Origin of the sequence: Abyssibacter profundi (genome assembly GCF_003151135.1) — a bacterium.
Classification (GTDB): Bacteria; Pseudomonadota; Gammaproteobacteria; order Nevskiales; family OUC007; genus Abyssibacter; species Abyssibacter profundi.
In genome coordinates, this window is record NZ_QEQK01000004.1 from 19286 (window position 1) to 43848 (window position 24563).

General features: G+C 62.6%; 28 protein-coding genes and 1 tRNA gene. 20 read left to right on the plus strand and 9 right to left on the minus strand.

The window, feature by feature from the left end:
- Nucleotide 1 precedes the first annotated feature (1 nt).
- From DEH80_RS04680 to DEH80_RS04750, 15 genes are all read left to right on the plus strand, one after another.
- On the plus strand, nt 2-1384 hold the full coding sequence (locus DEH80_RS04680; RefSeq protein WP_109719329.1) for a DUF4856 domain-containing protein: 1383 nt from the start codon (nt 2-4) through the stop codon (nt 1382-1384).
- Entirely contained in the window at nt 1384-2577 is a 1194-nt protein-coding gene (locus tag DEH80_RS04685) for an imelysin family protein (RefSeq protein ID WP_109719330.1), read from the plus strand. Before DEH80_RS04680 ends, DEH80_RS04685 begins: the two co-directional genes overlap by 1 nt.
- A complete protein-coding gene (locus DEH80_RS04690) occupies nt 2570-4030 on the plus strand; it encodes an HTTM domain-containing protein (RefSeq protein ID WP_109719331.1) in 1461 nt (486 codons plus the stop codon). Before DEH80_RS04685 ends, DEH80_RS04690 begins: the two co-directional genes overlap by 8 nt.
- The gene (locus DEH80_RS04695; RefSeq protein WP_165831292.1) at nt 4020-4457 is read left to right on the plus strand and encodes a thiol-disulfide oxidoreductase DCC family protein; all 438 of its coding nucleotides are present in this window, start codon (nt 4020-4022) and stop codon (nt 4455-4457) included. The genes DEH80_RS04690 and DEH80_RS04695 overlap by 11 nt, the downstream gene beginning before the upstream one ends.
- 28 nt (nt 4458-4485) lie before the next feature.
- A complete protein-coding gene (locus DEH80_RS04700; protein ID WP_165831293.1) occupies nt 4486-6669 on the plus strand; it encodes a TonB-dependent receptor family protein in 2184 nt (727 codons plus the stop codon).
- Between the two features lie 5 nt (nt 6670-6674).
- Nucleotides 6675-7112, plus strand: a complete 438-nt coding sequence (locus DEH80_RS04705) for a VOC family protein (RefSeq protein WP_109719333.1) — start codon at nt 6675-6677, stop codon at nt 7110-7112.
- Nucleotides 7113-7487: 375 nt separating this feature from the next.
- Nucleotides 7488-8006, plus strand: a complete 519-nt coding sequence (gene infC, locus DEH80_RS04710; RefSeq protein ID WP_109719334.1) for a translation initiation factor IF-3 — start codon at nt 7488-7490, stop codon at nt 8004-8006.
- A 19-nt stretch (nt 8007-8025) separates the two neighbouring features.
- The gene (rpmI, locus tag DEH80_RS04715) at nt 8026-8223 is read left to right on the plus strand and encodes a 50S ribosomal protein L35 (protein ID WP_109719335.1); all 198 of its coding nucleotides are present in this window, start codon (nt 8026-8028) and stop codon (nt 8221-8223) included.
- A 47-nt stretch (nt 8224-8270) separates the two neighbouring features.
- Complete coding sequence (gene rplT / locus DEH80_RS04720) at nt 8271-8624, plus strand: 50S ribosomal protein L20 (protein WP_109719336.1); 354 nt, start codon at nt 8271-8273, stop codon at nt 8622-8624.
- A gap of 150 nt (nt 8625-8774) precedes the next feature.
- Nucleotides 8775-9776: a phenylalanine--tRNA ligase subunit alpha gene (gene pheS, locus DEH80_RS04725; protein WP_109719337.1), complete on the plus strand. Its 1002-nt coding sequence runs from the start codon at nt 8775-8777 to the stop codon at nt 9774-9776.
- A gap of 12 nt (nt 9777-9788) precedes the next feature.
- Nucleotides 9789-12152, plus strand: coding sequence for a phenylalanine--tRNA ligase subunit beta (gene pheT / locus DEH80_RS04730; RefSeq protein WP_109719338.1), 2364 nt, complete (start codon nt 9789-9791; stop codon nt 12150-12152).
- A 2-nt stretch (nt 12153-12154) separates the two neighbouring features.
- Entirely contained in the window at nt 12155-12454 is a 300-nt protein-coding gene (locus DEH80_RS04735; protein ID WP_109719339.1) for an integration host factor subunit alpha, read from the plus strand.
- Nucleotides 12435-12806 (plus strand): MerR family transcriptional regulator, encoded by a 372-nt coding sequence (locus DEH80_RS04740; RefSeq protein ID WP_330408657.1) that lies wholly within the window; start codon nt 12435-12437, stop codon nt 12804-12806. Before DEH80_RS04735 ends, DEH80_RS04740 begins: the two co-directional genes overlap by 20 nt.
- A 128-nt stretch (nt 12807-12934) precedes the next feature.
- Nucleotides 12935-13011 (plus strand) — tRNA-Pro (locus tag DEH80_RS04745).
- 228 nt (nt 13012-13239) lie between these two features.
- Entirely contained in the window at nt 13240-14298 is a 1059-nt protein-coding gene (locus DEH80_RS04750; protein ID WP_165831294.1) for a GGDEF domain-containing protein, read from the plus strand.
- An 88-nt stretch (nt 14299-14386) separates the two neighbouring features.
- On the opposite strand, the gene DEH80_RS04755 is transcribed toward DEH80_RS04750, so the two are convergent.
- The 4 genes from DEH80_RS04755 to DEH80_RS04770 all read right to left on the minus strand — a co-directional run bounded on the left by DEH80_RS04755 (nt 14387) and on the right by DEH80_RS04770 (nt 16940).
- Nucleotides 14387-14575 carry a hypothetical protein gene (locus DEH80_RS04755; protein ID WP_109719341.1) on the minus strand — a complete coding sequence of 63 codons (189 nt, stop codon included), beginning with the start codon at nt 14573-14575 and terminating at the stop codon, nt 14387-14389.
- Nucleotides 14576-14654: 79 nt separating this feature from the next.
- Entirely contained in the window at nt 14655-14828 is a 174-nt protein-coding gene (locus tag DEH80_RS04760) for a DUF1328 domain-containing protein (RefSeq protein WP_109719342.1), read from the minus strand.
- A 46-nt stretch (nt 14829-14874) separates the two neighbouring features.
- A complete protein-coding gene (locus DEH80_RS04765; protein WP_109719343.1) occupies nt 14875-16446 on the minus strand; it encodes a ShlB/FhaC/HecB family hemolysin secretion/activation protein in 1572 nt (523 codons plus the stop codon).
- A 71-nt stretch (nt 16447-16517) separates the two neighbouring features.
- Complete coding sequence (locus tag DEH80_RS04770) at nt 16518-16940, minus strand: EF-hand domain-containing protein (RefSeq protein WP_133249117.1); 423 nt, start codon at nt 16938-16940, stop codon at nt 16518-16520.
- A 285-nt stretch (nt 16941-17225) separates the two neighbouring features.
- Between DEH80_RS04770 and DEH80_RS04775 the strand changes: the two genes are divergently transcribed.
- Entirely contained in the window at nt 17226-18458 is a 1233-nt protein-coding gene (locus tag DEH80_RS04775) for a saccharopine dehydrogenase family protein (protein WP_109719345.1), read from the plus strand.
- 95 nt (nt 18459-18553) lie between these two features.
- Here the strand turns inward: DEH80_RS04775 and DEH80_RS17680 are convergent, their stop codons facing one another.
- Both DEH80_RS17680 and DEH80_RS04780 read right to left on the minus strand, forming a co-directional pair.
- Nucleotides 18554-18685 (minus strand): hypothetical protein, encoded by a 132-nt coding sequence (locus DEH80_RS17680; RefSeq protein WP_279323113.1) that lies wholly within the window; start codon nt 18683-18685, stop codon nt 18554-18556.
- Complete coding sequence (locus tag DEH80_RS04780) at nt 18678-18860, minus strand: hypothetical protein (protein WP_109719346.1); 183 nt, start codon at nt 18858-18860, stop codon at nt 18678-18680. Before DEH80_RS04780 ends, DEH80_RS17680 begins: the two co-directional genes overlap by 8 nt.
- Before the next feature lie 215 nt (nt 18861-19075).
- Between DEH80_RS04780 and DEH80_RS04785 the strand changes: the two genes are divergently transcribed.
- From DEH80_RS04785 to DEH80_RS04800, 4 genes are all read left to right on the plus strand, one after another.
- Nucleotides 19076-19321 (plus strand): hypothetical protein, encoded by a 246-nt coding sequence (locus DEH80_RS04785; protein ID WP_109719347.1) that lies wholly within the window; start codon nt 19076-19078, stop codon nt 19319-19321.
- Nucleotide 19322: 1 nt separating this feature from the next.
- Nucleotides 19323-20285, plus strand: coding sequence for an FAD-dependent oxidoreductase (locus DEH80_RS04790; RefSeq protein ID WP_109719348.1), 963 nt, complete (start codon nt 19323-19325; stop codon nt 20283-20285).
- 1 nt (nt 20286) lies between these two features.
- Nucleotides 20287-20559 (plus strand): hypothetical protein, encoded by a 273-nt coding sequence (locus DEH80_RS04795; protein ID WP_109719349.1) that lies wholly within the window; start codon nt 20287-20289, stop codon nt 20557-20559.
- A 66-nt stretch (nt 20560-20625) separates the two neighbouring features.
- Nucleotides 20626-21828, plus strand: a complete 1203-nt coding sequence (locus DEH80_RS04800) for an alpha/beta fold hydrolase (RefSeq protein ID WP_207774475.1) — start codon at nt 20626-20628, stop codon at nt 21826-21828.
- On the opposite strand, the gene DEH80_RS04805 is transcribed toward DEH80_RS04800, so the two are convergent.
- The 3 genes from DEH80_RS04805 to DEH80_RS04815 form a co-directional block, all read right to left on the minus strand.
- Entirely contained in the window at nt 21782-22678 is an 897-nt protein-coding gene (locus DEH80_RS04805; protein WP_109719351.1) for an AEC family transporter, read from the minus strand. The two genes, DEH80_RS04800 and DEH80_RS04805, sit on opposite strands and share 47 nt — an antisense overlap.
- Nucleotides 22679-22744: 66 nt before the next feature.
- Entirely contained in the window at nt 22745-22969 is a 225-nt protein-coding gene (locus tag DEH80_RS04810; RefSeq protein ID WP_109719352.1) for a uracil-DNA glycosylase family protein, read from the minus strand.
- Nucleotides 22970-23170: 201 nt separating this feature from the next.
- A complete protein-coding gene (locus DEH80_RS04815; protein WP_109719353.1) occupies nt 23171-24493 on the minus strand; it encodes an adenylate/guanylate cyclase domain-containing protein in 1323 nt (440 codons plus the stop codon).
- Between the last annotated feature and the right edge of the window lie 70 nt (nt 24494-24563).

Genomic DNA, 24563 nt, shown 5'->3' on the forward strand with positions numbered 1-24563 from the left:
CATGACGCGACGACACCTTGCTCCACTGGCTGCCGGGCTGGGCAGTTTGGCGCTGCTGGCCGCCTGTAGCGACACCGACGGCACCATTGCGGTGTCGGGCGACGAGTTCATGGTTCCGACGACCTACAGCTTCGAGTCGCAGTTCGAGGCGGGCGCCTCCAGTGTCAGCTACCAGGGGCAGGTTTGCCGTCAGACGTTGATTATTGCCCTGGATAACGCGGTGCGTGATGCCAGCGAGATCAGTAGCAGCGAGTACCGTGGAAGCTCGGTGCCGTACTTTGATGACACCATTGCCGGCGACATCGCGGCGCAGAACACGCAGACCGTGTTGGGTACCACGCTTCCCGTGCCCGAGGCTGTCGATACGCTGGGCGAGCTATGCGGCACCAAGCACCTGAAGGAAAAGTTTGCGGGCAACGATACCGTGACCGACTGGAAAGATTGGAACACCGAGTTCCAGGGTGTGTCCGGGCAGAGCAACGCCGAAGCGTTTTTGCGTGATCTGATTACGGCGGTCTCTAATCAGGCGGAGCAGGGCACCAATGCGCCCGGCGAGCCGCATTACGTCTCGACCACGGGCATTGATTACGCCCAGTACATCCAGAAGTTCCTGTTGGGCGCCGTGGTCTTCGCACAGGGGACGGATGACTACCTGGATAATGATCCGGCCACGCCGGGCAAGGGGCTGCTGGCGTCGGCAGAGCAGGCCGGAAGCAATCCGTACTCGGCGCTGGAGCACCAGTGGGACGAGGGCTTTGGCTACTTCGGGGCGGCGCGTCGCTACGCCGACCGCAGCGATGACGTCAACCGCGATGGCGTGGTGGACGACAATAACGATGGCTTCATCGACGTGCGTTCCGAGCACAATTTCGGGGCATCGACCAATGCGGCCAAGCGCGATGTGGGTGCCGATCCATCCAGCCCGACGGATTTCACCACGGCGGCATTCGAAGCGTTCTTGACGGGCCGTGCCGTGATCACCGCCGCCGGCGTCGGGTTCGATGACATGAGCAGCGACCAACAGGCCGCATTGCTGACAGCGCGCGACGATGCCGTGAGCACCTGGGAGCAGGCCATTGCGGCCACCATCGTGCACTACATCAATGATGTGCTGGATGCGATGGCTGAGCGCGATACCAATGCTTCGGCGGGGCTGGCTGACCTGGCCAAGGCCTGGGCGGAAATGAAGGGCTTTGCGCTGGGGCTGCAGTTCAATCCGGCCTCACCGATGAATGTCGGCTCGCGCTTTGCCGATCTCCACGCCCTGCTGGATGACCAGCCGGCCTTGACCAACGATCCGACGTATCGCCAGGACCTGCTCGAAGCCCGTGCCCTCATCGGCACGACGTATGGCTTTAGCCAGGCGAATTTGGAGGCCTGGTAATGCCTGGCTGGAGCAAGGGCCTGATCGCCATCGCCACGGCCACGCTAGTGGCCTGCGGTGGAGGGGGCGATAATGGCGGCGGCGTCATGCTAGGTGATGAAGCGCGACGTGCCGTGCTCGCCGATCTCGGAACCTCGGTGATCCTGCCGGCACTGCGGGTGTTCGCCACCGAGGCTGCGGAGCTGGAGACTGCGATGGTCGCCCATGCGGCCGATCCGGCCGACGCCGCAGCCCGTCAAGCCGCGCAGGCGGCCTGGGCTGAGGCCATCGTGCAGTTCCAACGCGTCGAAGTGGTGGCCGTCGGTCCAGCGGCGCCCTCGGATGCTCCCGGTGGGCAGGACCTGCGTGACCTCATCTACGCCTATCCCGCGTTCAACGCCTGTGCGGTGGATCGCTCTGCCTATGCCGGCGACCCGGTCACCGCGTCCACGCGGATCGATGCCATGGGTCTGGGTGCCATCGAGTATCTGCTGTACTTCGATGGTCCGAACAGCGCCTGCCCGCCTGATAGCGGGGTCGACGTTGCCCAGTCGCGTGCCGACTACGCCGCTGCAGTGGCGGCATTCATTGCCGCACGTGCCGAGGAATTGCGCGATGCCTGGGAAGCGGGTGAGGGCAATTTCATCGCACAGTGGTCGCAGGCGGGTGCCGGCAGCGATGTCTACATGACGCCGCAGGATGCTCTGGACGCCTTATCCACCTCGCTGTTTTACGTAGAGAAGGAAACCAAGGACCGGAAGATCGCCTGCCCCACGGGAATCGGCGCGACCGGGCTGGTGTGTTCGGGGAATGATGTGTCGCGGGTGGAACACCCGTATGCGCGGGCTTCGACTCCATCGCTGCGGGCCAATGTGCAGATGTTCCGGGACGTGTTCACGGGCCAGGCCGGCGGCATGGGGATGAATGATCTGCTCGCCGGCATTGATCGCCAGGACATCGTCGACAAGCTGCTCGCCCGTCTGGACGTCACGTTGGACCAGATCGACACCCAGATCGACCCGGACTTCGAAACTGAAGTCGAGGCCATCGACGATTCAGCGGCATGCACCAACGCATCGGCCAATGCCACGGGAGAGCCGGCCGCCTGTGCGCTGCACGGGGCGATTCAGGATGCGATGGATACCTTCCGCACCGAGGTTGTCAGCGCCTTGTCGCTGGCCACACCGGATCGCGCTGCCGGAGATAATGACTAGCCACCCTGCAAAAGCATCGCCGCCGCCGGATGCCTCATCAGCCTGGCGGCGGCTGCTGGTCGCTGCCAACAAGCCCCGGGATATTGCCGCGCTGGCGGCGTTCCGGGTGCTGTTTGGCCTGCTGCTATGTGTGGGCACGCTCCGGTTTATGGCGCTGGGGTGGGTTGATCGTCTCTACGTCGAGCCGAGCTTCCACTTTAAGTACTGGGGGTTCGCCTGGGTGGCCGTGCCGGAGCGGTGGCTGCTCTACAGCTTGTTCGGCGGTATTGCCGTCGCAGCCCTCTGCATGGCGCTGGGATTGTTCTATCGCCTTGCGGCCATCGCTTTCGTCCTGCTGTTCAGCTATGCGGAACTGATGGACGTGACCACCTACCTGAATCACCATTATCTGGTGATTTTGCTGGCGTTCATCCTGTGCTGGCTGTCGCCACACCGCGCCTGGTCTTTGGATGCTTGGCGGCGACCGTCCCTGCGTGCAGAGACCTTGCCGGCCTGGCAAACCTGGTGGCTGCGTTTCCAGGTCGGTCTGTTGTACTTCTATGCTGGTTGGGCCAAATTCGAAAGCGATTGGCTACTGCATGCCCAGCCGCTGAATATCTGGTTGCCGCCGCTGGAAGGTTTGCCGCTGATTGGCTGGTTGCTAGACGAAGTCTGGGTGCATTTCGCGTTCTCCTGGTTCGCATTCGTCTTTGACGTCACGATCATCGGATTCATGTTGTGGCGCAGGGCAAGGCCCTGGGCCTTCGCCCTGATCGTGCTGTTCCATGTGCTGACGCACCTGTTTTTCAGCATCGGCCTGTTTCCTTTCATCATGGTGCTGTCCGTGCTGGTGTTCTTCGACGCCGACTGGCCGCGCCGGCTGGTGGCCAAACTGCGTGCTGGTCAGGGCACAACCCCACTCCGCGCCGAGTCCGCGGATCAGCGGGTGTCCCCCTTGCGGCCGGCCATGGCCGTGTGTCTACTCGGGTTCTGTTTGGTGCAGTTTCTGCTGCCACTGCGGCACTGGGCCTATCCGGGCACGGTGCTCTGGCATGAGCAGGGCATGCGATTCTCTTGGCGGGTGATGCTGCGGGAAAAGTCGGGCTCGCTGGCTTATCGCGTCGTGGATCGAAGCGGGCGCACGCAGGTCGTGTCGCCCTATGACTATTTGACCGAAATGCAGTACCGCGAAATGGCCGGCCAACCCGACCTGATTCTGCAGCTGGCGCATCGCATCCGTGATGATTTCAATCAGCGCGGCGTCGGACCGGTTCAGGTGTATGCGGACTCCTGGGTTTCACTGAACGCCCGGCCAGCTCGCCGTTTGATCGATCCGGATGCCGATCTGGCACAGGTGAACGATGGCTTGGGCGTCGCGGACTGGATTACCGCCCCCCCGAGCTCGGCGCCGAAGACCCACCCCCAGCTGCGGCTTAGCACCACAGGACGCCCCGGCGTCGACGATGATGGATAGACCGGGCACACATCCCGTCATCCTCTTCGATGGCCATTGCGGCTTATGTAACGCGAGCATTCGTTTCGTGCTACGCCACGAGGCGGAACCCCTGTTTCGGTTTGCGCCGCTGCAATCGACCTGGGCCGGAACGCAGGCGCCGGACGGGCTGGACGTGCAACAGCTGTCGACGGTTTATCTGTTGGACGCCGACGGCGTGCATGCGCGCTCAGAAGCCGCACTGCGCATCGCGCGTCACTTGCGTGCACCATGGCGCTGGATCGCGATATGCCTGATCATCCCGCGGCCGATTCGCGATGCGGTTTATCGTGTGGTCGGGCGCTTTCGCTACGCCCTGTTCGGGCGCAGCGCTTACTGTGCGGTGGCGACGCCTGCCGTGCAGCAACGATTTCTCGCGACCGATAGGCGCGAGCAGGAACGCCGCTAAGATCACGGCGAACGACACCGGAGACTGCATGAATTTGATTGCCCGTCGGCTGCTCATCGCCGCCGTTTTGCTGCCAGCTGGTGCCTGGGCCCAGGCACCGGAGACGTCGGACACGGACACCGAAACCTCCGTGGAGCTGCAGCAAATGACCATTTTCGGTACCGCGGAAGCCCTGCAGCGCGCGACCGGATCAGCGCATCTGGTGGACGAGCAGACGCTGGAAGCCTTTGATTACGCAGATATCCACCGCATTCTCAATGTTGTGCCCGGCGTGTATGTGCGGGGTGAGGACGGCTATGGGCTGCGTCCTAACATCGGAATTCGCGGCGGCAATTCTGATCGTAGCCAGAAGGTCACGCTGATGGAGGATGGCGTGTTGTTCGGGCCCGCGCCGTACGCGGCGCCTGCGGCTTACTACTTCCCGCTCAGCCAGCGCATGACCGGTGTCGAGGTCTTCAAGGGGCCTGCGGCCATCCAGTACGGCCCCCAGACCATCGGTGGCGCGATCAACCTGCTGTCCGCACCGCTGCCCGATCGCCGTGCCGGCTTGTTGGCGCTGACGGGAGGCAGCGATGCAGACCGCAGCCTGCATGCGCGCGCGGCCACGCCGCTTGGAGACCATGCCCTGCAAGCTGAGCTGGTCTACCTGGGCAGCGATGGGTTCAAGACCCTTGATGGCGGCGGCGATACCGGATTCGACAAAGCCGAGGGCTTGTTGAAGTACGGCCGAGAACTGGGGCAGGGGCGGCTGGTGCTGCGGGTAGGGGCGGCGACGGAGACCTCGGATGAAACCTACCTGGGCCTGACAGAAGAGGACTTCCGGTCCGACCCCACGCGGCGTTATCGCGGCAGCGCCCTGGACGAGATGACCTGGGACTGGCACGGCCTGCGGGCGGATATCGAACATCCGCTCTGGGGTGGTGACCTGCACGTCACCGCCTATGACCACCGGTTCGACCGTGCCTGGACCAAGTTCAACAACTTTAGGGGTGCCGACATCCGGGATGTGCTGGCGAACCCGGACACCCCGCGTAACCAGCTCTTTTATCAGGGGCTGACCGGTGAAGCGGATACCACGCCTGGGGCGGGGGACGATGACCTGCTGATCGGGACCAATGACCGATCGTTTCGATCATCCGGTCTTCAGGCCCGATATGTCCGTCATCTTGGCGGACGACTGGATCACAGCCTACGGCTTGGGCTGCGCCTGCATAGCGACCGGATTCGGCGGCTACATGATGAGCTGGCCTACGAGATGGTTGATGGTCAGCTAGAGCGCAACAACGCGCCCCGAAGCATCACCGCCAACAACACCGGGCGCGCCAATGCACTGGCCTTGTGGGTGCAGGATGAGATGGTGGTAGGTCGTTGGACCATCGTGCCGGGTCTGCGCATGGAGGCCGTGCAAACCGAGTTCGTCGATCGTCGCGCGGGTGCCAAGAACCGGAATCGCAACGTCACCCTGCTGCCTGGCATCGGTGTCAGCTTCGCCCAGACGCGGTCGCTGACCTGGATCGGTGGGGTCCACCGCGGTTACTCGCCGGCTTCACCCGGGTTGTCGGATGCCGAACCGGAGGATGCGTGGAATGCCGAGGCAGGGTTCCGGTGGCAGGGCAGCCCGGTGGCTATCGAACTAGTGGCGTTTCTGAGCGATTACAGCAATCTGACGGGCATCTGTACGTTTTCATCTGGCTGCGATGACGCCCAGCTTGGTGAACAAACCAATGCCGGCTCAGTCAGCGTCGCCGGCCTGGAAACCACGGTTAGTCGCATGCAGCTGCTCACGGCGGGTTTGACGCTACAGCTAGAGGCCAGCCATACATGGACGAATGGCGAGTTCGATGAATCTTTCGATTCCAGCAATCCACAATTCGGTGCCGTCGAAGCGGGCTTCGAACTGCCGTATGTGCCGGAGCACCGCGCCAACCTGTTACTGGGACTGCGCGCCAATCGATGGCAGGCAGATGCCTCGGTGACCTACGTGTCGGCCATGCGTGATCAGGCGGGTCGCGGCGAGATTCCGGACGATTCCGGTAGTGATGCCTACACCGTCCTGGATGTCGCCGGCCGATACCAAGTGACACCCCGAGTCGATATCACCGCCCGGGTCGACAATCTGTTGGACGAAGTCTACGTCGTCTCGCGGCGGCCCTTTGGCGCCCGGCCAGGCCGACCGCTGGCGGCGCGTGTTGGCGTTGAGATGCGCTGGTGACGCCCATGTCCGGCGCAGCGTTTCACCTGGCCATCCCGGTGACGGACTTGGCCGCCTGCGAGCGGTTCTACGGTGAAGTCCTCGGCTGCCCGCAGGGCCGGCGTGACCGCCACTGGATCGACTTCGATTTCTTTGGCCATCAACTGGTGATTCATGAAGTCGAGTCGTCCGTAACCGATGCCGGGAGCAACGCCGTGGACGGGCATGGCGTACCTGTTCCACATTTTGGTGTCGTCCTGTCGTTGCCGCAGTGGGAGACGTTGGTCGCAGGATTGCGTGCCGCCGGGGTGGAGTTTGTGGTTGAGCCGCACCGACGCTTCCTGGGGACTGCGGGTGAACAGGCCACCTGTTTTCTGCGAGATCCGGCCGGCAATGCGCTGGAATTCAAGGGCTTCGCAGACCCGGACGGGCAGCTATTTGCGACGGATTCTGGTGCTGATTAGTCGGCGTTGATCGCGCGCTCTGCGCAGTTTGGGCGCACTCTGCGCGAACCAGCCGACACGTTCGGCGATCAGCGGCTTCGGTGACGGATTCCTCGGACGAGATCCGGGGCTGCTGAACAAAACGGGAAATAACTAATTGAAACAGTCAATTAGGACAGTTCGATTGGTTTGATATGGGCCGGTTTTGCAGCGGTCAGCGCGGCAGTGTGCGTGAACAGAAGGTTTTGCGTTGGCTCGCTGTTGAGGCCGGCTCATTGGTCGCATACAATCCGCGCCCCTCATGCGCCGATTGACGTTGGCGCGGGTTTGCCGTTTTCCGGATAGAGATACGCCGGGAAAGGCGTTGGAAACTGGTTTTGTTCGGAGGACGAAGGTATCGCCCGGGAAAGACAGGACAGGCGCAATGATCAGATCACTGTGCCCAAGGTTCGGTTGGTGGACGCAGACGGTGAGCAGGTTGGCATCGTCGGCATCGAGGATGCACTGAGCAAGGCCGCGGATGCGGGCTTGGATCTCGTCGAGGTGGCGCCGCAGGCCGATCCACCCGTTTGCCGCATCATGGATTACGGCAAACATATCTTCGAGAAGCAGAAGTCTCAGCAGAACTCCCGGAAGAAGCAGAAGCAGATTCAGGTCAAGGAAGTGAAGTTCCGGCCTGGAACTGACGAGGGCGACTACAAGACGAAGCTTCGAAACCTCAAACGGTTTCTGGAAGACGGTGACAAGATCAAGGTGACGTTGCGGTTCCGCGGGCGCGAGATGGCGCACCAGGAAATCGGAATGCGCCTGCTCGATCGCGTTCGAGAGGAGCTGGAAGAAATGGCCAGCGTCGAGCAGCGACCGAAGATGGAAGGACGGCAGCTGATCATGGTGATGGCGCCGCGTAAGAACTAAGAATCGACAGAGAGTTGTCATGCCGAAGATGAAGACCAACCGGGGCGCTGCCAAGCGTTTCAAGCGCACCGGCAGTGGTGGTTTCAAGCGGATGCAGTCCCATCACCGCCACATCCTGACCAAGAAGAACGCCAAGCGTTGCCGCCAGCTGCGCAAGGTGACGCAGGTCGCTAGCTGCGACACCAAAGCCGTAGAGCGGATGCTGCCCTACGTTTAATGTTTGTTTCGGCCTGACCATAGGCCGATGACCACGAGGAAATCGTCATGCCACGAGTCAAGCGCGGCGTAACCGCCAAGGCACGACACAAGAAGGTTCTTAAGGCTGCGAAGGGCTATTACGGTGCCCGGAGTCGCAGCTTCCGCGTTGCCAACCAGGCCGTTACCAAGGCCGGTCAGTACGCTTACCGTGATCGCAAGGTTCGCAAGCGCGAGTTTCGCGCGCTGTGGATCCAGCGTATTGGCGCCGCCGCCAAGGAGAACGGCCTGTCCTACAGCCGTTTCATCCACGGCCTGAAGGAAGCCGGCGTCGAGTTGGATCGCAAGGTACTGGCTGATCTGGCGGTGCATGACGCTGCGGCGTTTGGCCAGCTTGCCGAGCAAGCCAAGGCCAGCCTCTAACTAACGCCCCTCGCCATCCCGGCGAAGGTGGTGTAACCGCTTGAGAAGAAGGGGAAGGCTGTGGCCTTCCCCTTTTTTTGTGGCCAATGTCGTTGCGCCGACCGTGGCAGCAACGGTGCATTATTCAAAAAAGATAGCCGGATCAATAAGATGTCGGAAGATCTGAAACAGTTACATGAAGATGCTGCTTCGCGCATCGAGGCCGCCTCGGACCTCTCTGCCCTGGATGACGTGCGGGTCGAGATGCTGGGGAAGAAGGGGCGGATCACGGGCTTGCTCAAGACCCTGGGTGGCATGGAGCCAGACCAGCGCCGCCAATTTGGTGCCGAGGTCAACGCCGCCAAGCAGGCCCTGATCGAACAGATCAACACGCGTCGTGCGGTGCTGGAGCGGGCCGCCATCGACGCCAAGCTGGCGGACGAGGCGATCGACGTGAGTCTGCCAGGCCGCGGAGACGGTTACGGCGGCGCCCATCCCATCCGTCGGGTGATTGATCGCATCTCGGCCTTGTTCGGGACCATTGGCTTCGAAGTGGTCGAAGGGCCGGAAATCGAGGACGACTACCATAACTTCGAGGCGCTGAACTTTCCGCCGAATCATCCCGCGCGTGCCATGCACGATACGTTTTATGCGGGTCAGGGCAGTCGTGTGCTGCGCACGCATACCTCTTCGGTACAGATCCGGATGATGGAAGAGCGTGAACCGCCACTTCGCATCATCGCCCCGGGACGGGTGTATCGATGCGATTCGGATCGCACCCACAGCCCGATGTTCCATCAGCTGGAAGGGCTTTATGTCGCGCGCGGTGTGAGCTTTGCCGATTTACGCGCTGATTTGCAGGCGTTCCTCTCCGCGTTCTTTGAACGGGACGTCAAAACGCGGTTCCGTCCGTCGTATTTCCCCTTTACCGAGCCGTCCTGCGAGGTGGATATCCACTACCAGGACCTCAACGGCCGTGAGGGTTGGATGGAGATTTTGGGTTGCGGCATGGTGCACCCCAACGTGCTGCGTGCTGTGGGCATCGATCCGGAAATCTATACGGGCTACGCCTTCGGCATGGGGATGGAACGCATGGCCATGCTGCGATACGGCGTCGATGATCTGCGTCTTTTCTTCGAGAACGATCTGCGCTTTCTCGCGCAGTTTCAGTAGGGCGGACTGGCGATGAAAGTAAGTACACAATGGCTTGCCGAGTGGGTGTCGGTGACGGATGCCCCGGCTGCGCTGGCTGAGCGCTTGACCCTGGCCGGTCTTGAGGTGGATTCCGTGGAGCCGGTTGCTCCGGCCTTCTCAGGGGTTGTGGTCGCCCGTGTTGACGCCGTGGAGCTACACCCGGATGCAGACCGACTGCGCGTCTGCCAGGTCGATTCCGGCGATGCGACGGTTCAGATTGTTTGCGGCGCGCCCAATGTTCGGGCCGGCATGCTGGTGCCACTGGCCACCGTGGGCGCGGAGCTGCCGGGTGGGGTCAAGATCAAGCAGGCCAAGCTGCGTGGTGTCGCCTCTGCGGGCATGCTGTGTTCCGCACGTGAGCTGGGTCTGGGCGAGGCGGCGAGTGGCCTGATGGAGCTGCACGGTGACTATCAGCCCGGCCAGGATTTTCGGGCCGCGATTGGTGCCGATGACCAGATCATCGAGATCGAGTTAACTCCCAACCGGGGCGACTGCGCCAGCGTGCGGGGTGTCGCGCGGGATGCGGCGGTGCTCTACGAGAGCGACTGGATGCCGGTGGACTGCGCGCCCATCGCGGCGACGCACGAGCAGGGGCGCGATGTGGCGGCGGTTGATCCTGAGGATTGTCCGGTGTTCTGCGGCCGACTGATTCAGAACGTGGATGCGGCCCGGCCCACGCCGACCTGGATGCAGGAACGCCTTCGTCGGGCGGGGTTGCGACCGAAACACGCCCTGGTCGACATCACCAATTATGTGTTGCTGGAATTGGGCCAGCCCATGCATGCGTATGACGATGCGCAGCTCCAGGGCAACTTGGTGGCCCGCAGGGCGGCGAAAGGCGAGTCGCTGACACTGCTGAACGACCAGACGGTTGAACTCGATCCGGCCTGTCTGGTGATTGCGGACGACCAGGGTCCGGTCGGTTTGGCCGGAGCCATGGGCGGCGCGGGCTCCGCGGTGACTCCGGCCACTCGGGATGTTTATCTGGAGTCGGCCTGCTTTGCGCCTGATGCCGTTGCCGGCGTTGGTCGCCGGTTCAAGCTGGTTTCCGATGCCCTGTACCGTTACGAGCGTGGCGTCGATCCCGCGCTACAGGCCGCCGCGCTGGAACGGGCCACCCAGCTGGTGCTGGCGATTTGCGGTGGGCAACCGGGTCCGGTGCGGCAGGTGGGTCAAGCGCCTGAACAAGCACCCGTCACTCTGCGGCTATCGCGGTTGGCTGCCCTGCTGGGAGGCGCCATCGAAGAGGACAAGGTCCGCAGTATTCTCGTCCGCCTGGGCTGTTCGGTCCGTCAGGATGGCGGTGACCAGTTGCAGGTCACGCCGCCCAGCCACCGTTATGACCTGCGCATCGAGGAAGACCTGGTCGAAGAAGTCGCCCGCGTGATCGGATACGACCACTTGCCTGGTGGCGCCCGAACGGTGGAAATGCGGTTTGGTGCGGTGGCGGAGGACGCGGTCGACAGGGCACGTGTTCATGATGTGCTCTGCGGGCGGGGCTATCACGAGGTCATCACCTATAGCTTTGTGGATGCTGCGGTCGATGCCGCATTGTCTGGGGGGCTGCCGACGGTGGCGGTGGACAATCCCATCGCCGAACAGATGTCCGTCATGCGTACAACGCTTTGGAGTGGCCTGGTGGGCGTGCTGAAGCACAACCGTGCTCGCGGAGCCGATCGATTGCGTGTGTACGAGCTGGGCCTGCAGTTCCATCCTGATGGCCAGGACGTTCGCCAGCCCCAGATGCTGGCTGGATTGGCGAGTGGTCGGCGCCATCCCGAGCATTGGGATGCGGATCAGACCCCAGTTGATTTTTACGACATCAAAGGTGACCTGGATGTGCTGGTGCAGCAGGCCGGGCGCGCGCTGGACTGCGAAGCGCAACCCCATCAGGCGTTGCACCCCGGCCAATCCGCGCGCCTGATGGTCGACGGGCGTCCCGTTGGCTGGTTGGGGCGGTTGCATCCAGCGGTGGCGCGTCAGCTGGATCTGGGGCCTGCGCCCATCGTGTTCGAGATCGAACTCGGGGTCCTCTTGCAGGGGCACGCGCCAGCCTACGAGCCGGTGGCGGATCAGCCGGCGGTACGTCGTGATCTGGCAGTGGTCTGTGACGAAGCGATGCCGGTTGGAGATTTGTTGCGTGTCTGTCGCTCGGCGGGGGGTGAGAATCTTCGACAAACGGGCGTGTTCGACGTCTACCGTGGTGCTGGCTTACCTGATTCCTCCAAAAGCGTCGCTTTGAGCTTGATTTTCCAAGATAAAACACGCACGCTAATTGATCGGGAGGTGGATGATGCAGTCGCCGGTGTGCGATCAGCGCTGTCCACTGAGTTGGGGGTTGGTTTCAGGGAATAGGCGTGGCGTTGACCAAGGCAGACCTTGCGGAGACGCTGTTCGAGGAGCTAGGACTCAATAAGCGGGAAGCCAAGGAATTCGTCGAGTTGTTCTTCGAGGAAGTCCGAAGCGCACTGGAGACAGGTGATCCAGTCAAGCTATCCGGGTTCGGGAACTTCGAGCTGCGTAACAAGCGGGAGCGACCCGGGCGCAACCCGAAAACGGGGGAGGAGATTCCGATCTCAGCCCGTCGCGTCGTGACGTTCCGTCCTGGTCAAAAACTACGCAGCCGAGTCGACGAAAGTGCCCGCAACCGCGCCTGAACGCATTCCGGTTCCCACGCTGGAACTGCCAGAAATTCCTGCAAAACGGTATTTCTCCATCGGCGAAGTCAGCGAGCTTTGCGCCGTCAAACCGCATGTGCTGCGGTACTGGGAGCAGGAGTTTACCCAGCTGCGTCCAGTCAAGCGGCGCGGCAACCGCCGCTATTACCAGCGCCGGGATGTCGAACTGGTGCGCCAGATTCGACATTTGCTCTACGACAAGGGGTTCACCATCGGGGGTGCCCGCCAGCAGCTGCAGGAGAACGTTGCGGGCGATGCGCCGAAGTCGCCTGCCCGAAAAGCGCTGGAAGAGATTCGTCTGGAGCTGGAAGCGATCATCCGGCAGTTGTAATCCGGTGACTCAGGGCGGCGCTGCATGCGCGCCGCAGGGGTCTGTGCCCGCAAAAATCAGGCGGTCCACAACAATCAACGTCTAACGGTGGAGTCAGTCGGATAATCCCGGTATGATCCCGCCTCCTTCGGGGTGTAGCGCAGCCTGGTAGCGCACCTGCATGGGGTGCAGGTGGTCGGAGGTTCAAATCCTCTCACCCCGACCAAATAACCAATAAAACAGCCACCTACGGGTGGCTTTTTTATGTCCAGCAGCACAGGGCGTCTACCGCAGACAGCGCTAGCTGCTGCGAGGGTGCCGACCGATTAGGTTGCGGCCAAAGTGGCGAAGCGGCCTGGTTTGGCGTGCTGGATTCCTGAGTTCAGCCGCTCGCCCCGAGTTCCTGAGCTTTGCAAGCGCGACGCGATGCCTGACCTCAGGCATGCTTGCACTCATGAGTCAGTCTACGGTGATGTCCGAGTTCCGCACCCTGCCCGAATCCGGGGAGTTAATGGAGGGGGTTAAGCTGACGCTGCGCATTGCACGTCAGGCGGGTGCTGTGGATGTCTGCTGGTTTCAGCCGGCCAGTTCCGCGTTACCGCAGATCAGGCAGATTGCCCCACAGTGTTCAATGACGCCTGCGGATCGAAGTGACTGCGAAGAGCTGGCACTCTGGTTTCTTCGCTCCGGTCAGGCGCAGGTCATCAGCCCAAACGTGAAGGTGGATGCGGCGCTGAATCGATTACGGGCGACACGACGCGCAGGGGATGTTCGCGGTTTCTCCGCGTGGCGCATCCGCACAGATGACCAGACGGTTGGAGCGCTTTGCATGGCTCAGTTCGGTGCGGCCGTGCTCTCTGCAGACGCCTTGCGCTGCGCACGTGACGCCACCCAACTGTTGTCGATCTGGTTTGGCGCCATGCACACGGCCTTGTTCGACGAAATGACCGGATTGCTGGAACGCGGTTACGCCGAAACAATGCTGGAGAAGGCCTTGCGTCGGTCACAGCGACGGCTGGAGCCGGTGACATTTGCGATGTTGGATGTGGATCATTTCAAAGCCTTGAACGACGCCTTGGGCCATCCCGCTGGAGATCGCGCGCTTGCGGGTATCGCAAAACGGATGTCAGCGCATTTCGAGCGGGCCGGGGATCTAGTGGCGCGTTGGGGTGGCGAGGAGTTTCTGATTCTGCAGGCAGACTCCGGACATGACGAGGCTGTGGATCAGATCCAAACGCTTCTTGACGCTGTCCGGGCCGCCGAAATCGTCAATCCGGATAGCGAAACCGGGGTGGTGACACTGTCCGCAGGCGTGGTTTCCTTCCAACCCGAACCCTCTGGCGGCGAGGTCATCGATCCCGGGCAACTGCTGGGAAGATTGGTCAAGTGCGCCGACGAGGCGCTCTACCAGGCGAAGCAGTCCGGCCGTGATCGCCTGGTCGATGCGGGTGCCATCCGCTGGCGCGACGTGCAGAACCGATCGTCGCAGGGTGAGGGCGCGCGCGGGGCCTGAGGCGACAAAGCCCGGCCCAAACAAAGCGGGGCGACCACTGGCCGCCCCGTACGGATACCGAATGGCCCATGGGTCGGGCCCGACTCGGCTAGTCGTCGTCTTCGGCCGAGTCTTCCAGGTCTTCCTTGGTCTGCTCGTATTCCTCTTCCACTTCTTCCGTGGTCTCGTCCACCTGCTCGCCGAATTCTTCGGCCGGGCCGTCGTTGCTGTCGCAGGCCGAGAAGGCGCTAATCATCAGGGCGGCGAGGAATGCGAGAAATGCTGTGCGGGTCTTCATGGTTCACTCCTTTGAATCGATAGGTCGTTGAGGAAGTGGGGCGGCCTGAGCGTCCGATCGACACCCAGGCGACCGGTGTCTAGACGGGCGGTCGTCCGCGAACCGCGCCTGCGAGCAGGGCCAGCACGAACAACACCAGGAAGATAAAGAACAGAATCTTCGCGATGTCGGTGGCCGCGGCCGCAACTCCACCAAAGCCGAAAATGGCGGCGATGATGGCGATTACGAAAAACGCGATGGCGAGTCTCAACATGGTTGGCCTCCTTGCGTGTGAATCGGTCGTAGGGGAATGTGTCGGGTTAGAAGCTCAGCTGGGCTTCGAAAAACAGGGTCTGACGAATTTGCTCCAGTGCTTGCCGATCAGCCGTGTCCCGCTGGGTGGGGTGGGCTGAGGTGAGCGCGAGTTGTCCGTCGAGCAAGCGGGTCGTCAGGCTGATGCCGGCATCGGCTATGGTCTGACGCGGCGTGTCGATCCGCTGCTCGAATTGAGCCGTTCCGTACTCGTAGAACAACTTGGCATCCAGCTTGGCCAGAGTAAGGGGAATCTGCTCGTAGGCGATCTCGAAGCGGCTATAAAGACCTTCGTCGCCCTCCAGGGCGCCCGGCAGATAGGCGGCAATTCGATTCGGGCCGCCCAGGACCCATTCCTCATTCTGTGGGAGGGGGTCAAAGGCCCATTGGTGCTCGGCCATCAGCGTGGCGGATAGCTGCTCGCTGAGGTCCACGCCCAGGCTGCCCTGGACCAGTGCTAGCGTGAAGCCGTCGTCGGCGTCTGCGCGGCCGGCGCCGGTGTCTTGCGTCTCGGCCGAGAGGGCATGCAGGCCTTCGGCGGTCAGGCCCATGGACACCTGACGTTCCTGCCAACTGAAGTCATGCGCCACTGTGCCGCGGAGTCCGGCAACCGTGTATTGCTCGTCCAACACCATGGCTTGCGCGGTCCGGTCCATGACTTCGTCGTCGGCGTAGCGGATGGATTCAGCAACAATCCATCGGGTGCCCTCGCCGACGTACAGTAGTTGCGTGGCTTCGGCGGAAAGCTCTAGCGTCGAGCCCTCATACTGCCGCTGCTGCGCGCCCAGGTCGGGAAAAACCGGGCGGAACTCACGGCCGGTATCCACGACGTAGTCGTAGTCGGCGTAGCTTGCATCCAGCGCGATCTGGCCCAGCGGCGAAATGCGGTCATACCCCAGACCACCCTTAATCAGGTCGCCATCATCCTCCGAGGTGCCGGCGCCCTCGAAAGCCGCGTCGACGCTGGCACGGTATCGGTTGCCATCGACATCGGCATAACTGACGTCCGCCATGGCGAAGTACTCGCCGACGAACCGGTTGCCATAATTCGACAACCCAACGCTGAGTTTGTAGGGCTCGTGAAGGCTGTCGTCCACCTTGATATCCAGTGTGACGTGCTCGGGTTGACCCTCTTTTTGCGGATAGAGGGCGAAGGGCTCGTATCCGGCTTGGCGTGCGTGGGTTTGCGCAAGCACGGCAGCACGGCGGAAGCGATGTGCCTTGAGCCCGACTTCGTCCTCAAACGGGGCAAAGTAGGGATGCAGTGGGTCCGGGACGTCCAGCTCGGTGATGCGGCGTTCCTGTACATAGAGGTTCGTACCCCGGCTGGTCTCCAGCGCCCGAACGCTGACCAGGAAGTACCCCTGGTCGCGGTAGGTTTGAGCCAGCGCTTGCAGCGCATCTTCGGTGGATTCCGCGGGCTCCAGCGCGCGGCTTAGCGTCGTCTGATCGAGCAGCGTGTTGCCATAGATCTGGAAGAACCGATCACCGTCCGACAACGCGAGCGCCTGCCCAACCTCAGCAGCAGGTTCAGCGGTGATGAGTTCAGTGGGTACGACGGGTGGCAGATCAATTGCCATGCAGACAGTCCTTGTCGTTCAAGCCTTGATGAGTCGCTGCGAGTACCTGCAGCGAGCGAGTTGCAGGCGGCTTACTCCGCCATTTCCTCTTCGAACGAAGCGACCAGTGCATCGAATTCAGTCGCTGAGAGCATGCGGTCCCCGTTTTGATCTGCGCGATCGAACTGCGTCAGGACCGGCCGGCTGGACGTGGACTCACCGGCGGAGATCATGCCGTCACCGTCGCGATCAAGCTTCGCGAAGGATTTGTCAGGGGCGCTGACCACCTGATCCTTGGAGACCGAGAGGCGGCCGCGCATGCTGGCCCGGGCAGCCTGCTGGCCACCGTCGTAGCGGAACTGCCCGCGGTTGGCCGTGCTGGCAGCAGCGCGGCTGTCTGGGCCATGGCCTGGGTCCATTTCCGTTTCTGCGCTGGTGCCGGACGTTCCGCTGGCAGCCAGTGCGGTGCTGCTAGCCATCAATGCGCTCACAAGTAGAGAGAGTTGGGCTTTCATCCTTGAAACTCCTATCGCAGATCGAGAGATTGCCCCCTGTGTCGCATGCGCCGTGCCAGAAAAATATTAATTAAAAACAGTGACTTATCGGGTCGCTCCTGTCGCATATGAGACACAGCCGGATGGGCCTAGTCGGGGGGAATAGGCGGCAAAGCCTTGACTGACAGCGTTTTTCGGGCTGTCTCCAAGACACGACAGTTGGCTGGAGTCCAGAGCGGACAGCGGTGTGCGTCAGACGGGCGGGTGCGCGATACTCCTCAACCCATTTTTAGCAGGCATGCTTGCATGAGCGAGTCTTTCGACATTGTCGTATTCGGAGCCACCAGCTTCGTCGGTCAGATTCTCTGTCGCCATCTGTTCGCGCGGCACGGTGCATCGGGTGGTGAAATCCGCTGGGCCATGGCCGGGCGTTCACGAGGAAAACTGGAACGGGTTCGTCAGGACTTGGGCGCAGGCGCCGGTGATATTCCCCTCCTGCTCGCCAATGCCGATGATGAGACCGCGCTGACCACGCTTTGCCAGCAGACGCGTGTGGTGATCTCGACGGTTGGCCCCTATGCGCTTTACGGATCCGAGCTGGTTCGGATCTGCGCCGAGTCGGGGACCGACTATTGCGACTTGACCGGCGAGGTGCAGTGGATTCGGCGAATGATCGACGCCAACGAGGCTGCTGCCAAGCGCAGTGGTGCCCGCATTGTGCATTGCTGTGGCTTTGACTCCGTGCCGTCCGATCTGGGGCTGCAGTTTTTTCAGCAGGAGGCCCGCAATCGCTTCGGCGCACCCGTGGAGCGGGTCAAGATGCGCGTCAAGGCGGCGCGCGGCGGTTTCTCGGGAGGGACGGTCGCCAGCCTGATGAATGTGGTCAAGGAGGCCAAGCAAGATCCCGGTCTGCGCAAGCAGCTGGCAAATCCGCATCTGTTGTGTCCGCCCGATGCCCAGCGCGGCGCACGCCAGCCAAATGTGACGTTTGCGGAGTATGACGAAGATGCCCGCAGCTGGGTTGCACCGTTTGTGATGGCGGCGATCAACACGCGGGTGGTTCACCGGTCCAATGCCATCGCCGGCTTTCCGTACGGCCAGTCATTTCAGTACGACGAGGCGATGATGACGGGCATCAGCTCAAAAGGGCGCTTGATGGCCATGTCCGTCTCGTTGGGATTGGCAGGGTTCATGGCGGCGTCGGTGATCCCGCCTTCGCGTTGGGTGCTGGAACGATTCGTCGTGCCGAAGCCGGGCGAGGGGCCAACGCCGAAAGAGCAGGAAGCCGGGTTCTTCGATCTTCGTTTTCTGGGTCACGGACCCGACGGCGAGTTGCTCGTCACCAAGGTCACTGGGGATCGCGACCCGGGCTATGGATCGACTGGCAAGATGCTGGGCGAGGCAGGCGCCTGTCTGGCCTTGGACCTGCCGGAGGACGCCGAGGGCGGCTTCTGGACGCCGGCCACCTTACTGGGCGATGCCTTCGTGGAGCGGCTGCAGGCGCACGCCGGCCTTAAGTTTGAGGTCGTCTCCAGCTAATCGATGTGTCGGGGCTGCGGGCGTCACCGCGTCATGGCCCCATCCCTTAGCAAACGCCCCGGTCGCTTCGACCGGGGCGGCATCTGGCATGCGGCTTAGTCTTCGAGCGTCCCGCGGCGGCGCTTCCGCGCTTCAATCTGCTTGAATTCCACGGCGGTCAGCACGATACCAACCAAAGTCATGGCGAATGCGGCGGCACCGATCGCCAACAAGATGTCGTCATTCATCGAGTCGCCCCATGATGCTGCTGGCTTTGAAGTAGATGCCAAAGCAGAGAATGGAAGGCACCCACATAGCAGTGAACAAACCTTCTTCACGGTAGCCGTTGAACCACAGAAACCCCGAGACGAGGAATGATGCGGCGACCGCGAGAAGAATGAAGAGGTCAGATAGTCGGAACACGGCGATCTCCTATTGGCAGTCCCGCCAATGCGCTCTATTCGGCGGCTGGCAGGTCGGTTGAGAGGATGGAGCAACGGGTTCGAACCAACGTTTCAATCGGTTGCCCAATGAGTGGATGCAGTGAAGCATTTGCCGACCTCGTGGTGTGTACATGAAGTGCACGAAGAATGAACACACCTTGTCGCTAACCCCAATCGTGAACAGGCTAGGCCGCCATGGATAGAGAATCTGTCATCGTGAGCCTGGACCGGCCCGGACCGCGGCAGCATCGCTGGATGCATCGGATCGGCGTGCTGGGCATCTTGCTGTCCGTGCCAGCACTCCTGGTGTTGCTCGGACTGATGGGGTCGGTCGCTTTCGACGCCGTGCCGCTGGATGAAGCGGCGGCGGGCATCAAATGGGCTTGCCGCATTGTCATCACGGGTTTTCTGCTGAGTGCGGTGGGCTTCTGGAATCGATGACATGAGCGATGAACCGAACGACGCGCCAGCGGAGCCCCGGCTGAACACCGATGTCGCCATCGTGGGTGGCGGGATGGCCGGCCTCGCCATTGCGCGGGAGCTGCAGGGCCGTGGCCGCCAGGTGCTGCTACTGGACAAGGGCTGGCATCCCGGCGGCCGTTTCGCATCGCGTCGACTCGCGGGTGGCGCGGCATTCGTTGATCACGGAGTGCAGCGATTCATTTTGCCGAGTGCGCATCGCTGGTGGTCCGGGACCTCGATCCGCCGTGTGCGCGGCGTCGAAGATGGCGCCGAAGCCATGCTGGCCACGCCTGCCCGAACCTTTGTCAGCGCGCTCGCCGACGGGCTGACGATTCGCCTGCGCCATCGCGTTGATGGTCTACGAGCGCTGCCGGATGGTCAGTGGTTGCTGCGCAGCGAAGACGGCATACCTTCATGCCAGGCGCAAACGGTCGTGCTGGCCTGTCCAGGACCACAAGCGGCAGACCTGCTGGCGAGCGCCGGTCTGGAGCAGCCGGATGCTGCGGTGCTGAGGTATCGACCACGTTGGGTGATCACCGGCTCGGTCCCCCGCAGTGCACGAATCCGGATTGGTGATCTGATGCCCGCAATGGATGGCATCGACCGCGGCCCAGAGATTCCCGGCCACGGTCGCCAGTGCCTCCGCTTGCAGGCGAGCGAAGCCTGGTCGCAGCAGCGCGTCGATTGGCCGGAGGCCCAGGTGGTTGAGGCGGTGGAGCAAGCGCTGATCGAGGCGGGTGCCGAGGATTTGCAGGAGCTTCATGCCAAACGTTGGCGTTACGCCCAGGCAGCGTCGCATGGCGAATCCGTCGAACTTCGCCGGGCCCCCGGTCTTTACATCGCCGGAGATTGGACGCAGCCCGGCGATGCTGACCGCGGCGTGGATCGTGCGCTGACGGCCGCGGCACAGGTCATCAGCCAGTTGATCGAGGGCGCCGCCTGAGATGACTGCCTCGGACTCCAAACAGCGGTCGCGGTCAGCAGCTAGCCAGGCCGCCGATGATGACGCCACCCTGGTCCATCGCAACGAGATCAAGGAGCAGCACACCACGCACTGGGATCTCGATGTTCTGACCAACGAAGAGCTCGATCAAGTCTATGCGCGCGAACGCGCGCAGGTCCGGCGTCGTCAGCGGCTGCGTCGACTGGCGATCTGGGCGGGGTGCGTCGGTGCCGTCATTCTTGTGGTGACCGCGATCCTCTGGTGGGTGCGTTAGCCCGGGCGGGGCGGGCTGCGGGTAGAATCCCGCGCCCCTGGGTTCGATCCGTTTGCCATGAAACACATGAATCGCGCGATTGATCGCGCGCTGCAAGCCAACCGTGTCGCGGCCCGTGTGGCCAACAACGCATTCGACCGGATGTTCCGTCCGGGCGCGCTGATCCGTTCCAATCAGACGCCGTTCGAGGAGATCGGCGCATCAGGTCCGATGCGTGTTCGCTACTACCCGCCGCTGGCCGAGTCGAGTATCCCGCTGTCTGACGGCCAGCAGATGCCGGTGGCGCCCATCGAGCATGCGGTACCGATTGTCATCGTGCCTCCGTTGGCCGCTACGTCGCTAATCTTCGATCTCATGCCGGAACGCAGCTTGGTGCGCTACCTGCGCGCCTGCGGGTATCGCGTGTATCTCGTCGACTGGGGGTCGCCGGAGCGCCGTCATACCCACTTCGGCATTAAACACTACGCGGAGGAGATGCTCGGCCATGCCTTGGGCTGTGTAAGGGCACATGCCAACACCCGCCCGGTGTCCTTGCTGGGATGGTGTATGGGCGGTCTTTTTGCGCTGATCTACGCAGGGCTTTCGCATGATCGCGACATTCAGAATTTGATCACCATCGCCAGTCCCATCGATTATCGCCAGGGCGGGATTGCGGCGCGGATCACGCGGGCCATGGAGCTACCTGCCTACCTGATTCGCAAGTACACCAGTTTTCGGGTGCATAACGTCGACCCAGCGTATTTGCAAGTGCCCGGCTGGGTGAATGCATTGGCGTTCAAGCTCACGAATCCCGTTGGCAGTCTCACGGCGTACTGGGATTTGTTTGCCAGATTGGCAGACCGTGAGTTTCTGGTCTCGCATACGACGACGTCACATTTCCTCGAGAACATGGAGGATTATCCCGGCGGCATCGTGCAGGACTTTATCGTCAAGGTCGGCGTCGACAACGACTTGTCGCGTGGCCGTATCGAGGTGGGCGACCGGGTCTCCCAGTTTGATCGCATTGAATGCTCGCTGCTGGTGTTCGCGGGGGAGGCCGACGCCATTGTGACCCCCCAATCGGCGCAGACTATTTTGAATCTGGTGCAATCACCCGATAAGGAGTTCGTCATCGCGCCGGGTGGCCACGCCGGTGTGGTGATGGGCAACAAGGCGCAATCGGCGGTCTGGGCGGTGCTGGCGCAATGGCTGGAAACGCGCTCGGGCTCGCAGCAGGCGGGGGTTACAACAGCAGAAACCACAGCGGCACCGTCAACAGCGACAACGTAATGCCCACAGCGAGCATGGCGGTGGCCAGCGGCGGCTCCAATCGCGCGTCAGCGGCCATGATGCCGGCAGTGATCATCGGCGCCATCGCAGTTTGCGTGATGGTGACGTCTCTGAGTTCGCCGTCGATCCCCAGCGCCAGCCCGAAGCCCAGCACGCAAAGCGGTGCCAACAAGAGCTTCCAGGACAGTCCGGCGAGGATGGGTTGGCGCAGGCGCCAGGCATCGCCAAAGCGCATTTGAAATCCAACGGTGAACAGCGCGACCGGGGTGAGGGTCTCGCCCAACCGGTCCAGCACCGTTTCCAGCCAGCTTGGCCAGCCCGGTGTCAGCGCCACCAGCAGCGCCAGCACCAGGGCGCCGAATGGCGGAAACAGCAGGACTCGCTTGGTAATCGCGCCGCCGCGCACCGATTGGCCGCTAAACACCGCTGCCACGATGACGCCCACGGTCGACAGGGCCATGAAGGAACCCAGCTGGTCGGCGATGACCGCGGTGCCGACCGCCTGGGGGCCGAACAGCGCCTGGGTCATTGGCAGTCCCATGAACGCCGTGTTGCCCAATCCGCAGGTCAGCAAGACCGCGCCGATGCGCGGCCGGTCCCAGCGCAGTAGCCGGCCAATGAGCGGAATGACGACACAGGCGCCCAGAGCCACAATCCACGGACCCAGCGCCGCGAAAGCAAGCTCGGGTGCAAAGTCGATGCGCGGAATCTGGACCAGTACCAGGGCGGGCAGGGCGATACGGATGACCCAGGCATTGAGCACGCTGGGCGCATGGGCGGGCATCCACTGGCGGCGGGCAAACAGGTATCCCAGGAGCAGGGCTCCCAACAGCAGTGCAAAGCTGCTCATGTGGTGGTCCGGCGGCGGTTCACGGCGCGCAGACTGACGGATTCATGTGTGGAACACCAGTGGACTTTAGGCGGGGGCGTCACTGAGCTGGCGAGCGCTGATCAGCGCCTGGGTGAGTTGGGCCGTGCGCAGCGCCTGTTCGGCGGGTGTTTGGCTGCGCAGGATCGCCGTAGGGTGCCAGGTGGTTACGCAGGGTGTGGCATTGCGACCGGCCGTGGTCTGACCATAGTTGCGGTTGTCCTGTGGCTGACGTTGCTGAACCGCGGCAGCGGCGGTTTGGCCCAGGGCCACCGGGACGCGGGGCGCAGCAGGCTGACCTCGGCATCCAACCAGGGCCGACCGGAGTCGACCTCTGCAACCGATGGCCGCTGGTGCAGGCGCCGTTTGCCGCGACGAATCCACTTAAAGTGCTTGACCGCGCGTTGGTCAGATAAACCGTGTTGCGGTCCGATGCCCTGCCTGTGTCGTGTTCAGCCCCCTGAGAGCGAATGGTTACGGGTTGGCAGGGGCAATGGAGTAGGCCGCGACGGTTTCGTCAAAACCCTTGAGCGTCATCGGGGGCTCGGCCTCGAATTGCGCGTCTGCGGGGGGCTGGGCCACGGCGGCCCGACAGGCCGCGTCCAACAAAATCTGTCCCGGTGCGGCCGCGTCGCAGAGCCGGGCGGCGCGGTTCACGACCGATCCGACGGCGGCATATTCCAGTCGTGAGACGCTGCCGACAATGCCCACGGTGGCTTCTCCGGTGGCAACACCAATCCCCATGCCCAGGGGGAGATCGGGGACGGACCAACTGGCCAGCAACGGGGCGACCTCCCGCCGTAAATCGCAGGCCAGTGCGACGGCGGCATCGGCATGCGCCGCGCTGGCCACGGGGGCTCCCAGGAGCATGAGCACGCCGTCACCGGCGTAGTCTTTAATCGTGGCGCCGTGCCGGGCGGCAATGGTGCCAATGCGATCGTAATAGCTGCGCAGGCCCTGGATAACCTGCCGGGACGGCATGGCTTCGGCGAATCGGGTAAAGCCGCGCACGTCGCAGGCCACCACGGAAATGTCGAGCGTATCGCTCGCCATGGTGTGCTGCAGTCCCTTGCGCCGTACGAGATCGGCAACCTGCGGGGCCATGAAGCGCTTCATGAACCCACCTTTTTGGCCCTCCAGCACGTGATATTGCACCGCGCCGACCAGCAGGCTCATCAAGCCGGTTGAGGTCGTATATGCAGCCAGCTCAGGCGGTAGGACCAAGCCGAGCGCAATCAATGGGGATCCGACAAAAAAGCCTAGCAGCCGGATCGCTTCGGACGGCTCCGGGCGCCGGAACATGATGAGCCGGATGACCAATGCCATCGAGAACATGGAGAGCATGACCGGGATGGCGAACAGCCAGAACGCGGGCGGAAATGCCGGCGGCCAGTGGTCCAGCGAGGTCAGGAATACCGTGGCTCTGAGCTCGGGGGCCGCCAAGGACGCCAACAGATACAGCAGTGCAAATCCCTGGGCCCAGCGAACCAGCCAGTCGCCGGCGCGGGTGTCGAGATTGCCCGCAGGAATGGTTCGGCGGATGTACAGCAGCCACTGCGCGCTGAATATGAGTGCCAGTGCATCGGCCAGGGCGCATAGCCCGGACCAGGGCGGCAGATCGGCCGGATCCACGGGCTCGACCCAGTTCGTGTTGGCGAAGATGGATACGCTGATGCTAACCAGGGCCGCAGCCAGCATGCGGCTGCTCATCGAGCGCCGATCCGACAGGACAAACGCCAGCGCCATGCCAACCGAAACAATGCTCAGGACATTGGGTGCCGTATTTGCAAAGTCCATTGCGCTCCCCTTCGCCGTGGACGCCTGGTGCCCGACGACGTGCGACGTCGACGGTGCCTGATCCTGTCAG

Bases quoted from the DNA above. Each gene is read 5' to 3' on its own strand.
- DEH80_RS04680 (WP_109719329.1), top strand. From the start codon at position 2: ATGACGCGACGACACCTTGCTCCACTGGCTGCCGGGCTGGGCAGTTTG.
- DEH80_RS04685 (WP_109719330.1), top strand. From the start codon at position 1,384: ATGCCTGGCTGGAGCAAGGGCCTGATCGCCATCGCCACGGCCACGCTA.
- DEH80_RS04690 (WP_109719331.1), top strand. From the start codon at position 2,570: ATGACTAGCCACCCTGCAAAAGCATCGCCGCCGCCGGATGCCTCATCA.
- DEH80_RS04695 (WP_165831292.1), top strand. From the start codon at position 4,020: ATGATGGATAGACCGGGCACACATCCCGTCATCCTCTTCGATGGCCAT.
- DEH80_RS04700 (WP_165831293.1), top strand. From the start codon at position 4,486: ATGAATTTGATTGCCCGTCGGCTGCTCATCGCCGCCGTTTTGCTGCCA.
- DEH80_RS04705 (WP_109719333.1), top strand. From the start codon at position 6,675: ATGTCCGGCGCAGCGTTTCACCTGGCCATCCCGGTGACGGACTTGGCC.
- rpmI (WP_109719335.1), top strand. From the start codon at position 8,026: ATGCCGAAGATGAAGACCAACCGGGGCGCTGCCAAGCGTTTCAAGCGC.
- rplT (WP_109719336.1), top strand. From the start codon at position 8,271: ATGCCACGAGTCAAGCGCGGCGTAACCGCCAAGGCACGACACAAGAAG.
- pheS (WP_109719337.1), top strand. From the start codon at position 8,775: ATGTCGGAAGATCTGAAACAGTTACATGAAGATGCTGCTTCGCGCATC.
- pheT (WP_109719338.1), top strand. From the start codon at position 9,789: ATGAAAGTAAGTACACAATGGCTTGCCGAGTGGGTGTCGGTGACGGAT.
- DEH80_RS04750 (WP_165831294.1), top strand. From the start codon at position 13,240: ATGAGTCAGTCTACGGTGATGTCCGAGTTCCGCACCCTGCCCGAATCC.
- DEH80_RS04755 (WP_109719341.1), bottom strand. From the start codon at position 14,575: ATGAAGACCCGCACAGCATTTCTCGCATTCCTCGCCGCCCTGATGATT.
- DEH80_RS04760 (WP_109719342.1), bottom strand. From the start codon at position 14,828: ATGTTGAGACTCGCCATCGCGTTTTTCGTAATCGCCATCATCGCCGCC.
- DEH80_RS04765 (WP_109719343.1), bottom strand. From the start codon at position 16,446: ATGGCAATTGATCTGCCACCCGTCGTACCCACTGAACTCATCACCGCT.
- DEH80_RS04770 (WP_133249117.1), bottom strand. From the start codon at position 16,940: ATGAAAGCCCAACTCTCTCTACTTGTGAGCGCATTGATGGCTAGCAGC.
- DEH80_RS04775 (WP_109719345.1), top strand. From the start codon at position 17,226: ATGAGCGAGTCTTTCGACATTGTCGTATTCGGAGCCACCAGCTTCGTC.
- DEH80_RS17680 (WP_279323113.1), bottom strand. From the start codon at position 18,685: ATGAATGACGACATCTTGTTGGCGATCGGTGCCGCCGCATTCGCCATG.
- DEH80_RS04785 (WP_109719347.1), top strand. From the start codon at position 19,076: ATGGATAGAGAATCTGTCATCGTGAGCCTGGACCGGCCCGGACCGCGG.
- DEH80_RS04790 (WP_109719348.1), top strand. From the start codon at position 19,323: ATGAGCGATGAACCGAACGACGCGCCAGCGGAGCCCCGGCTGAACACC.
- DEH80_RS04795 (WP_109719349.1), top strand. From the start codon at position 20,287: ATGACTGCCTCGGACTCCAAACAGCGGTCGCGGTCAGCAGCTAGCCAG.
- DEH80_RS04800 (WP_207774475.1), top strand. From the start codon at position 20,626: ATGAATCGCGCGATTGATCGCGCGCTGCAAGCCAACCGTGTCGCGGCC.
- DEH80_RS04805 (WP_109719351.1), bottom strand. From the start codon at position 22,678: ATGAGCAGCTTTGCACTGCTGTTGGGAGCCCTGCTCCTGGGATACCTG.
- DEH80_RS04815 (WP_109719353.1), bottom strand. From the start codon at position 24,493: ATGGACTTTGCAAATACGGCACCCAATGTCCTGAGCATTGTTTCGGTT.